Raw genomic sequence first — 14,285 nt, 5'->3', positions numbered from 1 at the left:
AATGCCGGCGACCTGCTCCGGGGCACTCGGACGCACGATTCAGCGACGGCCTGACGGGTAGTCGCATTCGTGACTCAACCGCCGCCGCAGCGGGGCAGCTCGGCGCCGCTGGTCGTGCTGGCTCGCCGGGCCCGGAACCTGGTCACCGGAACCCGTAGTCGGGCCAGCCGGGCGGGGCGGTTGCGGCTACGCCAATTGGAGATCATCGCGTTGATCGCGGCGCAGGCCGGTCTGGCGGCGGCGCTGTCCTGGTGGCTGGCGTTCAACCTGTTGGGCAACCCGAATCCGGTCTTCGCACCGACGGCCGCGGTCGGCACGATCGCCGCGTCGATCGGCCAGCGCACGCGCCGTACGGCCGAGCTGCTGTTCGGGGTGGGCCTGGGCATCGCCATCGGCGACGGGCTGGTCCTGCTCATCGGCACCGGCCCGTGGCAGACGGGTGTCATCGTCGCCCTGGCCATCGGGGTGGCCCTGGGACTCACCGCCCGGGGCGGCACCGTGGTCAGCCAGGTGGGTGGTACGGCGGTCCTGATCGCCACGCTCTCCTCCAGCCAGCAGAACCTGGAACTGCCCAGGATCGTCGACGCGGCGACCGGGAGCCTGGTGGGTCTGCTGGTGGTGGCAGTGCTGCTGCCGCTGCACCCCATGCGCGTCATGCGCCGGGCGGCATCACCGGTCTTCGACGCGCTCGCGGCGTACCTCCGGGAGACCGAGGCGGCGATACGGAGGAGGGAGCCGGACCGCGCGGTGCGGGCGATGGACGGCCTGCGTGCCATGGGACCGGACGTGGAGCGGCTCCGCGAGGCGCTCAGCGGCGCGGAGGAGGTGGTCACGGTCGCGCCGGTGAGGTGGCACTGGCGGCAGCACTACGAACGGTACGCCCACGGCGTCGAGCACCTGACCCGCGCCATCGCCGACAGCCAGGATCTCGCCCGACGATCGGCGACGATGGTGGAGTACGGGGAGAAGTTCCCGGACCACCTCCCCGACGCCGTGGGGGCGCTCGCGGACGCCGTACGGCAGTTGCAGCGGGAGGTACGGGCCGACAAGGCTCACGACGGAACCCGACGGCACGCGCTGCGGGCGGCCGACCAGGCGGGCCGGGCCGTCCGTGCCGGATTGCAGAACTTCGCCGCCTCCGTCGCCACACAGGTGCGGGTGATCGCCAGTGACCTGATGCGGGCCACCGGCTGTTCGGTGGACGAGGCGAATCAACAGACACGGCAGGTAGCGCGACGGGGCGAGCGGGAATGACGGGTCCACCCGTCGTGCGGACCGGAGTGGGCGGTGGACCGGGCGAAGCGGGCGGCCAGCGCTCGTCGACGCCCTCAAGACCCCACGTCACACCGAAGCGCCCTCGGCGGGTGTTCAGCCGGGGGCACCGCGAGCCTGCACCGCGTGTGTCAAGGTCATGAGCAGCAGACCGCCAACCAGATTGCCGGCACCGGCGAGCTGCAGTGGCCGAGGGCTGGAACGGCCCCGGTCAGGTCGCCTGCCGGTCGACGCCGGTCGTCCACTCGGCCGTGGCCGGCAGCAGGTGCCGCACCTCCGGTGCGCCGTCGCTCAGGTCCCGCGCCCGATACTCGGCCTGCTCGTCCGCCTCGGTCAGCCGGCCGCCGTGCTGGCGCAGATGCTCGTCCCACGACGGCACCAGGTAGACCTCGGTGTACTGGTCGGGCGTCTCACCCGCCCGGAACAGGCCCCACCGCATCGCCCCGGTGCGCTGCCGCGACCCCCGGACGTGCTCCATCGCCTCGAAGAACTCGGCCTCCCGTTCAGGCCGGATCCGGTAGGTGACGGTCACCAGCACCGGCCCGACCCGGGGGTCCGGCTGCAGCGCCAGGGCGAGCGGCGGCCGGTAGGCGGCCGGATCCCGGCTGGCCCCGCGCAGGTCGGGCAGCGGCCAGATCTGCGAGGTCACGGCCCCGACCAGCATCAGGGCGGCCGCCACACCGAACGCGACGACCAGGCCGCTGACGTCGGCGACCAGACCCCAGAGGAGCGCGCCCGCGGCCTGCCCGCCGCCCTGGACCACCTGGTAGACGGCCAGGCCGCGGGCGCGTACCCAGCCCGGCAGGAAGAGCTGGATCTCCGCGTTGACGTTGGCGAGCACGGTCACCCACGCCAACCCGGCCGGCAGCAGCGCGATCAGCACCACCGGCACCACCTGGACCGAGGCCACCACGATCAGGGCGCCGCCGTACAGGGCGCCGGCCACCAGCAGGAACCGGTTGGCGGTCACCCGGGTGCGGATCCACGGCAGCAGCAGCCCGCCCAGGATGGCGCCCACCCCGAGCGCGGCCAGCAGCAGGCCGTACCCGCTGGAGTCCAGGCCGAGCCGGCGGCTCGCCACCAGCGGCAGCAGCGCCCACAGCGCGCTGGCCGGGATGACGAAGACCAGCGCGCGGCGCAGCAGCCGGCGTACGGTCGGCGAGTGCCGCACGTACCGGCCGCCGGCGCGCAGCGCCGCGGTGAACCGCTCGGGCACCTCCACCGCCCGGGCGTCGCCGGGTCGCCACCGTATCAGCGCCATCGCGAAGACCAGGTACGCGAGCGCATTGAGGCCGAACACCGGCGCCACGCCCACCTTCGCGATGAGCACACCGGCGGTGGCCGGGCCGACGGCCCGGGCCACGTTGACGCTGATCGAGCCGAGCGCGGAGGCCGCCCGCAGCTGTTCGCGCGGCACCAGCTCGGGGATCAGCGCCGCCCAGGCCGGGAGGGTCAGCGCCTGGCCCACGCCGAAGGCGAAGGTGAGCGTGAGCAGCAGGGCCGGCGGCATCCGGCCGGCCGCGGTGAGCAGCGTCAGCGCCGCCGCCACCGCGACCAGGAACAGCTGTACGGAGATGAGCAGGTGCCGGCGGTCGAAGGTGTCCGCGAGCGCGCCGGCCGGCAGAGCCAGCAGCAGCATCGGCAGCAGGCTGGCGGTCTGCACCAGGGCGACCAGGGTGGACGCGTTGGCCTGGTGCACCAGCAGCCACTGGGCGCCGACGGTCTGCATCCAGGTGCCGATGTTCGCGGCGAGCAGGGCCAGCCACAGGCTGCGGTAGACGGCGGTGCGCAGCGGCGCCCATGCCGAGACCGACGGCTCGGCCGTAGCGTCGGTGGCGGTTACCACCGCCCGTCCGCGCGCAGCACGAGCTCGCCGGAGACGTACAGGTCGTCGGGGGCGAGCCGGAGCAGGCGCACGATCTCGGCGGCGACCTTTTCGGGCAGAGCGTAGATCTCGTCGAGGAACGGGTCGCCGGCCCGCTCCTGCAACCGGGTCGGCATCGGCCCCGGATGCACCTGCATCACCTTGACCCGGTTGCTGTGCTGCGCTTCAGCCAGCGACTCCACGAGGCTGCTGCCGAAGCTCTTGGTCGCCCGGTAGACGGGGATACCGGGGCGGGCCTGGGTCACCGCGATCGCGCCGACGTACACCACATTGCCGAAGCCCTGCCGGTGCAGGTGGTCCAACGCCACCTTGAGCACGTACGTGGTGCCGAGCGCGTTGACCTCGATCGCCCGGCGGATGCGTTCCGGGGACAGTTCGGCCAGATCTCCACCGACCCACACCGAGGCGCAGTCGGCGACCCCGCCGATCGTGCCGTACCGGTCGGCCACCTCGGCGAAGGCGTCGCGCACCTGCTCGTAGGAGGAGATGTCGCAGGGGATCCCGCCGCAGCGCAGGTCGTTCGCCGTCGCATCGACCTCGTCGGCCGCGTCGCCGAGCACGACCACCTGGTGCTCGTCGGCGAGCAGCCGGGCGACCTCGAAACCGAGGCCGCTGGTCCCCCCGACCACGATGAAAGTCTTGGCACCCATGCCCTCCCCCAACGCCGGGGCGCACGAGCGGTCTGCCGGTGCGCCGACGGTGGCTTCCCGCTGGCGTTGTTTCCACACCGGGTGTGGTACGTGCGTCCGCGGCTGAACCTGTCGGTGTACGACGTGCCCATGCTGCTCGGCGACGAGGCCGACCCGTTCTGGGACGTTACGGGCCGGGGCGTGGACGAGTGGGTGGCTCAACGGCTGACGGCTGCGTCACGAAGATCGGTGTTTTTCCAGCTGACCGGGCGTGTGGGTCGGGCCGGCCGGAGGACCGTTGCCTGAAGCAAAATGCGTCAGGGTGGAAAGTGTTGCGCTCAACTAACGGGGGCAGCGCGAATCAAGACCTGGGAGAACACCACTCAATGACCACCCCCTACGGCCCTGCGCAGAACCAGCCGCCGACCGGCCAGCAGCCGATGCCGCCCACCGCTCAGTTCCCGCAGGTGCCCGCCGGCCAGGTTCCGCCGCCGGCACCCGGGCAGTTCCCGCAGCAGCCCGGCCAGTTCCCGCCGCCCGGCGCCCCGGCCCCCGCCGCCCGCAAGCGGCCCTGGCTGATCCCCACCCTCATCGGCGTCGGCGCGTTCGTGGTGCTGTGCTGCGGCGGCTCGATGGTGATCGGCCTGGTCAGCGGCGACGACAAGAAGACCGGTGTGTCCGCCAGCAGCGGCATCCCCGCTGCCAGCCCCAGCATTTCCGCCCCCGCGGCCGCCGCCCCGAGCACGTCGGCTCCCGCGCCGGCCAAGCCGGAGCCGGCGAAGACGACCGCGGCACCGGCCCCGGCCAAGCCGAAGACCTTCGGCGTCGGCGACAAGGTGCGCGGCGGTGACTTCGAGTTCACCGTCAACGGCGTGAAGTGTGGAATCTCCCAGGTAGGCAGCCAGTTCCTGAACACCAAGGCGCAGGGCACCTTCTGCAAGGTCAACGTGACCGTCAAGAACGTCACGAAGAGCGCGCACACCTTCCACGCCGACGGCACCCTCTCCGCCCAGGACGCCACCGGCCGGGAGTACGAGGCCGACGGCGAGGCCGGGATCTACGGCAACAGCGACGGGCAGGGTTTCCTCGACGAGATCAACCCGGGCAACTCGGTGAAGGCGAACGTCTACTTCGACGTGCCGAAGGGCACGAAGCTGAAGACGATCACCTTCGACGCCGGCCTGTTCACCTTCGCCGAGGACGCCGTCGTCACCCTCTGACCGGCCGCCGGCAGAGAGGCGTGACCTAGCGAAGACAGCCGGCAGCCCCGGAGATCCTCCGGGGCTGCCGGCTGACAGCCAGAGCCGGGAGCGACCCGGCCCGGGTCAGACCGCGAGGGCCGCGCGCACCTCCCGCTCCGCCGTGACTCCCCCGTCGCCGTGCGAGGTGACCCGGCCGGATTCGAGGACGTGGTAGCGGTTCGCCACCCGCAGCGCGAACCCGAGGTGCTGCTCGACGAGCAGCACGCTGAAGCCGGACTGCCGGGTCAACTCGACGATCCGCTCCTGGATCTCGGCGACCACCGACGGCTGGATGCCCTCGGTCGGCTCGTCGAGCATGAGCAGGCGCGGCCGGGTGATCAACGCGCGGGCGATGGCGAGTTGCTGACGCTGACCACCGGAGAGCAGCCCGGCCCGCCGCCGCAGCAGCGGACGCAACGCCGGGAACAGGTCCAGCACCTCCGCCGTCGCCACCGCGCCGTCGCGCCGGCCGTCGGCGACGAGGCGCAGGTTCTCCGCCGCCGTCAGGTGCGGGAAGCACTGCTGGCCCTGCGGGACGTACGCCATGCCGCGCGCCACCCGCTCGTGCGGCGCGAGACGGGTGACGTCCTCGCCGTCCAGCTCGACGGTGCCGGCGGCCGGGCGCAGCAGGCCCGCCGCGACCCGCAGCAGGGTGCTCTTACCGGCGCCGTTGTGCCCGAGCACCGCGGCCACCCCGTCGGGCGGGACGGCGAGGTCCACGCCGTGCAGCACCCGGGAACGCCCGTATCCGGCGTGCACCCCGCGCAGGGTCAGCATCATGCCTCCAGACCGCTGGGGACCGGCCCGGCGTCGACCGGGTGGCCGAGGTAGACCTCCTGCACGCGCGGGTCCGCCTGGACCTGCGCCACCGTGCCCTCGCTGAGCACCTTCCCCGCGTGCAGCACGGTGACGCTGCGCGCGAAGCGACGCAGGAAGTCCATGTCGTGCTCGATCACCACCACCGTGCGATCCCGGCTCACCGTCTCCAGCAGGGCGCCCGTGGCGTCGCGCTCCTCGTGGCTCATCCCGGCGACCGGCTCGTCGAGCAGCAGCAGCCGCGCGTTCTGCACCAGCAGCATGCCGATCTCCAACCACTGCTTCTGGCCGTGCGCGAGCGTGCCGGCGAGCTGGTCGGCCCGGCCGGTCAGCCCGATGGTCTCCAGCGCGGCGGCCACCTCGTCGGGGATCCCCCGACGACGCCGGGCCAGGGTGGCCCAGCTCCGGCGGGCGCCCGCGGCGATGTCGAGGTTCTGCACGACCGACAGCTCCTCGAAGATCGTCGACGTCTGGAACGTCCGGCCGATGCCGAGCCGGCTGATCCGGTGCACCGGGCGACCCAGCAGCTCCTGGTCGCCGAAGCACACCGAGCCGGTGGCCCGCACCAGACCGGTGATCGCGTCGACCAGGGTGGTCTTGCCGGCACCGTTCGGCCCGATCAGGAACCGGATGTCACCGGCGGGCACCTCCAGCGAGACGCCGTCGACGGCGGTGAAACCGTCGAAGCTGACCCGCACGTCACGGACGGACAGCCCGTCCAGCCGGTCGTCGCTCATGCCGTGCCGGCTGGGCATGCCCTCACGGCCCTCGCTGCGCTCGGTGCGTTCGCTCATGCCGTGGGCACCTCCGCCCGCTCGGCGCGTCGTCGGCCCAGCGCCGGCCAGCCACGCCGGCTCGGCTCCGGGCCGGCGTCGCGGCGGCGGGCCAGCGCCCACAGCGACGCCAGGCCGCCGGGAAGGAACGCCACCACCACCACGAAGAGCAGACCCTGCAGGTACGTCCAGGTGCCCGGGAAACGTTCGGAGAGGGCGGTACGCGCCCAGGCGACCGCCACCGCGCCGAGCACCGGCCCGAGCAGCGTGGCCCGGCCGCCCACCGCCACACCGATGACGAACTCGATCGACGGGACGATGCCGATGAGGGCGGGCGAGATGATGCCCACCGCCGGCACGAACAGCGCGCCGGCGAGGCCCGCCATACCCGCCGCCACCACGTAGGCGACGAGCTTGACCGACGCCGGGTCGTAGCCGAGGAAACGGACCCGCTCCTCGCTGTCGCGCACCGCCACGAGCAGTTCCCCGTAGCGGCTGTGGATGAGCTGGCGGGCCAGCGCGAGCAGCGCGAGCAGGACGCCGGCGATGATGAAGTAGACCATCCGCTGGTTGACCGGGTCGTCCAGGTCGTAACCGAAGAAGCCCTGGATGTCGGTGAGCCCGTTGGTGCCGCCCGTGGTCCCCTGCTGGCCGATCAACAGGATCACCATGGCGGCGGCGAGAGCCTGGCTGAGGATGGCGAAGTACGCGCCCCGCACACGGCGGCGGAACACCAGTGAGCCGAGCCCGAAGGCGACGGCCATCGGCAGCAGCACCGTGGCCGGCAGCGCGAACCACGGGCTGGCGAACGGCCGCCACCAGACGGGCAGTTCGTCGAGCTGCCCGTACAGCTGCATGAAGTCGGGCATCCCGCCGGGACCCGCGTCGGCGAGCTTGAGGTGCATGGCCATCGCGTAGCCGCCCAGGCCGAAGAAGACGCCCTGGCCGAGGGTGAGCATGCCACCGCGCCCCCAGGCGATGCCGATGCCGACGGCCACCATGGCGACGCAGAGGTACTTGGCGAGCAGGGCCAGCCGGAAGTCCGACAGCGCCAGCGGCGCGACGGCGAACAGCAGCGCCGCGCCGAACGCGAACCCCGCCGCCGCGCGCAGCCGGGACCGGCCACCGGACCGGCTTCCAGGCGCGGTGCCGGCCGGGGCCGGTGCGCTGGAGGTGCTCGGCGGTACGGGTGTCACGGCGGTCATGCGAGGCTCCTGGTCCGCAGGGTGAACAGGCCCTGTGGCCGCCACTGGAGGAACGCGACGATCGCCACGAAGACGACCACCTTGGCGACGCTGAGGGTGGTGAGGTACTCCCCGGTGGCCTGGAGGACCCCGAGGGCGAAGGCGACGATCACGCTGCCCTTGAGCTGACCGATCCCGCCGACCACGACGACCAGGAAGGCGTCGATGATCAGGTTGGTGCCCATGGTCGGGCCGATCGGGCCGAGAAGGGTGAGCGCCACCCCGGCGAGCCCGGCCAGGCCCGAGCCGAGAAAGAAGGTCGTCCGGTCGACCCGGGCGGTGGGGATGCCGGACACCGCGGCGAGGTCGCGGTTCTGCACGACCGCGCGGATCCGGCGCCCCAACGGGGTGAGCCGCAGCGCCAGGGTGAGGGCGGCGACGGCGGCCAGGGCCAGGGCCAGGATGAACAGCCGGTTGTTGGCGACCGTCAGCCCGCCGGGCACCGCCACGTTGCCGGTGAGCAGGTCCGGCGCGCGGGTCTGCACGTTCGGACTGCCGAAGATGTCCCGGGCGAGCTGTTGCAGCATCAGGGACACACCCCAGGTGACCAGCAGGGTGTCCAGGGGACGGGCGTAGAGCCGGCGGATCAGCAGGATCTCCAGCAGCACCCCCATCGTGCCGGCGACCACGAACGCCACCGGCAGCGCGACCAGCAGCGACAGGCCGGCGCCGGTGATGCTCTGTTGCAGCACGTACGTGGTGTAGGCACCGGCCATGATGAACTCGCCGTGCGCCATGTTGATGACGTTCATCTGGCCGAAGGTCAGCGCCAGCCCGAGCGCGATGATTCCGGCCGGCAGTGGGCGCAGCGATCGGCACAACGGTGTCAGGACGCAAAGAGACGCACCTCCCAGGTGGCATGAGCTTCGGCATGGATGTCGGCAAGGGGGGCGGCTGCCGCGGGCAGCCGCTCGGGTGGGTCGTCGGCGGCCCGGGCCGCCTCGGCGGCGGTGCCGTCGCACAGGCCGGCGAGACCGACCAGCAGGGCCTGGACCTGGTACGGGTCGAGGCCGAGCAGGCGTACGCCCGCACTGGCCGCACCGGTCACCGTCCCGTGGGCGGCGACCGTGGCGGTCTCGGCGCGGCTCAGGCCGGCGGCGGCGCAGAGCAGCCCGAGCACCAACGGCTGGTGCGCTCCGCCGGGTGTGGAGGGCAGGTCGTCGAAGGACGCCTCCGGCCAGACGGCCCGGCCCGCGCGCAGCAGAGCCCGTCCCTGGCGACGGGACACCGTGCGCAGCGCCGGTGCCGCCGTCCGGGCGTCCAGCTCCGCATCGAGCAACGCCAGCGTGGACCCGCGTACGGCGGAACCGGCCGAGGTCACCGCCCGGTGCGCCGCCGCCGCGAACGCGGCACCGACCAGCCCGGCGGTGGCCAGCCGGCCGGCCAGGAACGCCTCCAACGAGGCCAGGCCGGTGACCCGGCCGGCGGCGACGGCGGCCTCCAGGCCGCCGGAGTGGGCGTGCGCGCCGGCCGGGAAGCGACCGTCGGCCAGCAGCAGGAGCAGGCTCGACGTCGCCATCAGAACAGGAAGTACCGCTGGGCCATCGGCAGGCGTGGCACCGGGTCCGGCTCCACCACCTGACCGTCGATCCGCACGGTGAAGGTGTCCGGGTCCACCTCGATGCGGGGCATCGCGTCGTTCTCCGGCAGGTCGGCCTTGCCCCGCGAGCGCACGTCCGCGACGGGCACCACCCGTCGCCGCACGTCGAGGCGCAGCCCGGCGTCGAGGGCGGCCGGCGCGACGAACGCCAGGCTGGTGGCCGGCGCCGCGGCGCCGTACGCCCCGAACATCGGGCGCGGCAGCATCGGCTGCGGCGTCGGGATGGACGCGTTGGCGTCACCCATCTGGGCGTACGCGATCATGCCGCCCTTGAGCACCAGGTGCGGTCGTACGCCGAAGAACGCCGGATCCCACAGCACCAGGTCGGCCAGCTTGCCCGGCTCGACCGAGCCGATCTCCCGGTCCAGCCCGTTCGCCATCGCCGCGCAGATGGTGTACTTCGCCACGTACCGGCGGGCCCGGTGGTTGTCGGCCGCGCCGTCGCCGAGCAGCGCGCCGACCCGCTCCTTCATGACGTGCGCGCTCTGCCAGGTCCGCAGGATCACCTCGCCCACCCGGCCCATCGCCTGCGCGTCGGAGCCGATGATGGAGATCGCGCCGAGGTCGTGCAGCAGATCCTCGGCGGCCATGGTGGACGGCCGGATGCGGCTCTCGGCGAAGGCCAGGTCCTCCGGCACGGACGGGTTGAGATGGTGGCAGACCATCAGCATGTCCAGGTGCTCGGCGAGGGTGTTGGCGGTGTACGGCCGGGTCGGGTTGGTCGACGACGGCAGCACGTTGGGCTCGCCGGCCACCGTGATGATGTCCGGCGCGTGCCCGCCTCCCGCGCCCTCGGTGTGGTACGAGTGGATGGCCCGGCCGGCGATCGCCCGCAGCGTGTCGGCCACGAAACCGGCCTCGTTGAGGGTGTCGGTGTGGATGGACACCTGTACCCCGGAGGCGTCCGCCACCCGCAGGCAGGCGTCGATCGCCGCCGGTGTGGTGCCCCAGTCCTCGTGCAGCTTGAAACCGCCCGCGCCGGCGCGCAACTGCTCCCACAGCGCCTCTTGCGAGACGGTGTTGCCCTTGCCGAGCAGCAGCACGTTGACCGGCAGCGTGTCCAGCGCCTCGTGCATGCGGGCCAGGTGCCAGGCGTTCGGGGTGACCGTCGTGGCCCGGGTGCCCTCGGCGGGGCCGGTGCCGCCGCCGACGAGTGTGGTGATGCCGCCGGCCAGCGCCTCGGTGACGATCTGCGGGCAGATGAAGTGCACGTGGGTGTCGACGGCGCCGGCCGTGAGGATCCGGCCGTTGCCGGCGATGACCTCGGTGGCCGGGCCGATGACCAGCTCGGGGTGGACGCCGGGCATGGTGTCCGGGTTGCCGGCCCGGCCGAGGGCGACGATCCGCCCGTCGCGCAGACCCACGTCGGCCTTGACCACGCCCCAGTGGTCGAGCACCACCGCGCCGGTGATGACGGTGTCGAGGGCGCCCTCGGCGCGGGTCGCCCGCGACTGGCCCATCGACTCGCGGATCACCTTCCCGCCGCCGAAGACCGCCTCGTCGCCGCCCACGCAGTGGTCGGTCTCCACCTCGATCGCAGGCTCGTGTCGGCCAGCCGGATGCGGTCGCCGGTGGTCGGCCCGTACAGGTCGATGTAGCGGTCCCGCCGCATGGCGCTCACCGAGCCGGCCCGTCGGTCGTCGGCGCCCCGCTCGCCGGCGCGTCTGTTTCCGGCGCGTCTGTTTCCGGCGCGTCTGTTGCAGGCGCGTCTGTTGCAGGCGCGGCCGGTGACGCTTCGTCCAGCGGCCCGGCGCACTCGCCGCGGAGACCGGGCACGACGCGTGCGCCGCCGAGCGGGACCAGCTCGACGTTGCGGCTCACGCCCGGCTCGAACCGGACCGAGGTACCCGCCGGAACGGCGAGACGCTGACCCCAGGCGACGGCCCGGTCGAACATCAGGGCCGGGTTGGCCTCGGCGAAGTGGTAGTGCGAGCCGACCTGCACCGGACGGTCGGCGGTGTTGACCACGACCACTGTGGTCACCGGCCGGCCCACGTTGATCTCGACCGGGCCGGCCGCCGGCAGGATCTCCCCGGGGATCACGGGATCGGGTGGTGCACCGTCACGAGCTTGGTACCGTCCGGGAACGTCGCCTCCACCTGCACCTCCCTCAGCAGTTCGGGGATGCCGTCCTGGACGTCCTCGCGGCTGAGCACCGTCCGGCCGGCGGACATGAGGTCGACCACCGACCGTCCGTCGCGGGCCCCTTCGAGCAGGAAGGCGACGATGATCGCGACGGCTTCGGGATAGTTGAGTCGCAGGCCGCGCTCGCGGCGGCGGCGAGCGACGTCGGCCGCGACGTGGACGAGCAGGCGGTCCTGCTCGTGCGGGCTGAGGAACACGGGATTCTCCGGTGGGGATCGGCGTGGCCCGCTCGCCGTCGGCTCCGCGCGGAGCCGCGCCGGGCAGCACCACCCGGAGAACGAGCTGGATTCACACGACCGCCGCGACGACCGCCGGCGGCGTGGCCCGGGACTCCACCATCCCGGCCCGCGCGACGGGCACCCGACGGTGTCGGTCGGATGCGGACCGCACCGCCCACCGCTTCAGCAGACCGTAGAGGATCGTCACCGGCGGGGGCAACAGTGTGCCCGGGATGAGGGATCGAGCCGTGCCGGCGTCGGGGGCCGGGGTCGCCGACGACGCCAGGCCGCCCCGCGGTCCGCGGCGGCGCGGGTACGAGCGCGTCGATGGGATCACGACCGAGGGCCGGCCCGCTACGCGCTCACCGACCCTTGACGCATAGAACCCCGATTATTAAGGTCCTGACCGTAATGACGTAGACGAACGGAGACCCCCATGCCCTTCAGCCGTCGCACACTGCTCGTAGGTAGCGCAGCCGCCGGAGCATCGCTGGCAGTCGGGCATGGCGGGCTCTCGTCCCCCGCGTCCGCGGCCGAAAAGCCCCTGACGCCGACCAGTTTCGGCCCCGCCTCTTTGACCGCCGCCGTGCGCGGGGCCGCCGTCATCGGCGACAGCGTCTTCATCACCTCACGGTTCAACACACCGGAGGGCCGGATGCGGCTCGGCGAGTTCGACGTGCACACCGGCGAGCAGCGGACGATCGCGGACCTGGCGATCCCGAGCAATGGCGGGCAGAAGCTCGCCGCCGACGGCCGGTACGTCTACATCGGCCCCGCCGGCAGCGCGGACGTGTACCGGTACGACCCGCAGACCGGCGACGTCGTCGCGTGGTCCCGGGCCGGTGCCGCCACCACCTGGTACTACGACATGGTGGTGCACGGCGAGCACCTGTACATCGGCACGTACCCGGACTGCACGGTCAAGCGGATCCGGTTGGCCGACGCCACCGTCGAGACGTACGGTCGCATCTCGACCTCGCAGTACGCGGCGGCCGTCGCGGTCGACGACGAGTACGTCTACGGCGGCTCGGCCGCCCCCGGCACCCTGCTGATGTGGCCGAAGGCCGGCGGCGCGCCGACCAACCTGACGCCCTACCTCAGCGCCTCACCGGTGGGGATCCTCGACCTGGTCGTCAGCGACGGGATGCTCTACGTCGCCTGCGGGCGGCAACTGATCTCCTTCCGCCGGGACGGCTCGGAGCGGGTCTCCCGGGACATTCCCGCCGAGGACCGCTACATCGACCAGGTGACCGTCGGCAGCGACGGCAAGGTGTACGCGTTGTGCCGGCTGACCACCAACCTGTACGAAGTCACCACCGACGGCCTGACGAAGGTGGGCCGGCCCTTGGCCGACGTGGAGAACCAGCTGCTCGCCCCGCTGCCCGGCGGGGCGCTGCTCGGGGTGAGCGGGCTCGGCCACGTGTGGAAGGCGACGCCCGGCGGCACCGCCAGCGTGTGGCAGACCGCCGACCGGGGCTTCGGGTACCCGGAGACCATCCAGTCGATGATGCGGCACAGCCGGAACCGGATCTGGGTGGGCGGGCACTACGCGATGACCGTGCACCAGCCGAAGGCCGGCAGGAGCGACCGCTTCGACATCAACGGCGAGGTCAAGGCGATGGCCGAGGGCCGGCGTGGAGTGGTGTACGCCGGCCTCTACCCGAGCACCCAGATCGTCGCGATCGATCCGAACAGCTATGAGATCACGCCGCTCGGACTGCTCGGCAACGAGCAGCTGCGCACCAAGCGGATCCACCACGACCGGCACCGCAACCAGCTCATCGTGGCGTCCAGCCCGCAGACCACCAAACACACCGGCGCGCTGACCTTCATCGACCTGAGCGACAACACCTTCGACTCGCACCGGGAGTTCCTGCCCGAGCAGAGCGTGATGGACGTGGTGGTGCGGGGCACCACCGCCTACCTCGCCGGTGACACCTACGGTGAGGGCACCAGCGGCCCGATCCGCAAGGTGGCGCAGGTGGCGGCGGTGGACATCGTCACCCGCAAGCTGCTGTGGCGCGAGGAGATCAAGCCGGACTGGCTGTCGTACGAGAGCCTGTTCGTCGTCGGCAACCTCCTCTACGCGATGGGCCGCCGTCCGCGCGGGGCCTGGTTCGCCTACGACCTGCACACCCGGCAGATCGTGATGGAGGGCGACCTCGGCGGGTACGGCCAGTTCAACGGGGTCGACGGCCGGGTCTTCTCCTGGGTCCACTGGACCAACGACATCTCCGAGCTGCCGACCGTCCCCGGTGGCGAGGTGACCACCCTGTACGACAACGTGCCGCGGGGCTGGTACAACAACCCGTCGTTCCACTTCACCCCGGACGGCAAGGCCACCTGGGGGATGCTCGGCAACGACCTGGCGCTGTTCCCGCTGCCGAAGAAGAACCGGAAGTAACCGGCGGGCGTGGGGCCGTCCTCCCGGGCCGGGAGGACGGCCCAACGCCGTGTCCGCG

The 14,285-nt window shown here is 72.5% G+C and carries 13 protein-coding genes and 1 pseudogene; 4 read left to right on the top strand and 10 right to left on the bottom strand.

What is annotated here, in order from left to right; genetic code table 11:
* The first annotated feature begins 69 nt into the window (after nt 1-69).
* On the top strand, nt 70-1,254 hold the full coding sequence (locus ABIH81_RS20040; protein WP_349876429.1) for an FUSC family protein: 1,185 nt from the start codon (nt 70-72) through the stop codon (nt 1,252-1,254).
* Between the two features lie 229 nt (nt 1,255-1,483).
* On the opposite strand, the gene ABIH81_RS20035 is transcribed toward ABIH81_RS20040, so the two are convergent.
* Both ABIH81_RS20035 and ABIH81_RS20030 read right to left on the bottom strand, forming a co-directional pair.
* A complete protein-coding gene (locus ABIH81_RS20035; protein WP_349876428.1) occupies nt 1,484-3,118 on the bottom strand; it encodes an MFS transporter in 1,635 nt (544 codons plus the stop codon).
* Nucleotides 3,112-3,807 (bottom strand): SDR family oxidoreductase, encoded by a 696-nt coding sequence (locus ABIH81_RS20030; RefSeq protein WP_349876427.1) that lies wholly within the window; start codon nt 3,805-3,807, stop codon nt 3,112-3,114. The genes ABIH81_RS20035 and ABIH81_RS20030 overlap by 7 nt, the downstream gene beginning before the upstream one ends.
* Before the next feature lie 90 nt (nt 3,808-3,897).
* On the opposite strand from ABIH81_RS20030, the gene ABIH81_RS20025 reads away from it, so the two are divergent.
* Complete coding sequence (locus tag ABIH81_RS20025) at nt 3,898-4,092, top strand: hypothetical protein (protein ID WP_349876426.1); 195 nt, start codon at nt 3,898-3,900, stop codon at nt 4,090-4,092.
* Nucleotides 4,093-4,172: 80 nt separating this feature from the next.
* Complete coding sequence (locus ABIH81_RS20020; RefSeq protein WP_349876425.1) at nt 4,173-5,006, top strand: DUF4352 domain-containing protein; 834 nt, start codon at nt 4,173-4,175, stop codon at nt 5,004-5,006.
* 105 nt (nt 5,007-5,111) lie between these two features.
* Here the strand turns inward: ABIH81_RS20020 and urtE are convergent, their stop codons facing one another.
* From urtE to ABIH81_RS19980, 8 genes and pseudogenes are all read right to left on the bottom strand, one after another.
* Complete coding sequence (urtE, locus tag ABIH81_RS20015) at nt 5,112-5,807, bottom strand: urea ABC transporter ATP-binding subunit UrtE (protein ID WP_281577389.1); 696 nt, start codon at nt 5,805-5,807, stop codon at nt 5,112-5,114.
* Nucleotides 5,804-6,637 (bottom strand): urea ABC transporter ATP-binding protein UrtD, encoded by an 834-nt coding sequence (urtD, locus tag ABIH81_RS20010; RefSeq protein WP_349876424.1) that lies wholly within the window; start codon nt 6,635-6,637, stop codon nt 5,804-5,806. The genes urtE and urtD overlap by 4 nt, the downstream gene beginning before the upstream one ends.
* Nucleotides 6,634-7,821, bottom strand: coding sequence for an urea ABC transporter permease subunit UrtC (gene urtC / locus ABIH81_RS20005; protein WP_349876423.1), 1,188 nt, complete (start codon nt 7,819-7,821; stop codon nt 6,634-6,636). Before urtC ends, urtD begins: the two co-directional genes overlap by 4 nt.
* Nucleotides 7,818-8,681 carry an urea ABC transporter permease subunit UrtB gene (gene urtB / locus ABIH81_RS20000; RefSeq protein WP_349876422.1) on the bottom strand — a complete coding sequence of 288 codons (864 nt, stop codon included), beginning with the start codon at nt 8,679-8,681 and terminating at the stop codon, nt 7,818-7,820. The genes urtC and urtB overlap by 4 nt, the downstream gene beginning before the upstream one ends.
* A 5-nt stretch (nt 8,682-8,686) precedes the next feature.
* Entirely contained in the window at nt 8,687-9,379 is a 693-nt protein-coding gene (locus ABIH81_RS19995; RefSeq protein ID WP_349876421.1) for an urease accessory UreF family protein, read from the bottom strand.
* Nucleotides 9,379-11,081, bottom strand: a pseudogene (locus ABIH81_RS19990) (urease subunit alpha). Before ABIH81_RS19990 ends, ABIH81_RS19995 begins: the two are co-directional and overlap by 1 nt.
* Nucleotides 11,078-11,503, bottom strand: a complete 426-nt coding sequence (locus ABIH81_RS19985; protein ID WP_349876420.1) for an urease subunit beta — start codon at nt 11,501-11,503, stop codon at nt 11,078-11,080. The pseudogene ABIH81_RS19990 and the gene ABIH81_RS19985 overlap by 4 nt, the downstream one beginning before the upstream one ends.
* Nucleotides 11,500-11,802: an urease subunit gamma gene (locus ABIH81_RS19980; protein ID WP_349876419.1), complete on the bottom strand. Its 303-nt coding sequence runs from the start codon at nt 11,800-11,802 to the stop codon at nt 11,500-11,502. The genes ABIH81_RS19985 and ABIH81_RS19980 overlap by 4 nt, the downstream gene beginning before the upstream one ends.
* Nucleotides 11,803-12,409: 607 nt before the next feature.
* Between ABIH81_RS19980 and ABIH81_RS19975 the strand changes: the two genes are divergently transcribed.
* Complete coding sequence (locus ABIH81_RS19975) at nt 12,410-14,227, top strand: hypothetical protein (RefSeq protein WP_349876418.1); 1,818 nt, start codon at nt 12,410-12,412, stop codon at nt 14,225-14,227.
* Nucleotides 14,228-14,285 lie beyond the last annotated feature (58 nt).

Origin of the sequence: Micromonospora sp. HUAS YX12 (assembly GCF_040215685.1) — a bacterium.
Taxonomy (GTDB): Bacteria; Actinomycetota; Actinomycetes; order Mycobacteriales; family Micromonosporaceae; genus Micromonospora; species Micromonospora tulbaghiae.
This window is presented reverse-complemented; position numbering and strand designations above follow the sequence as displayed.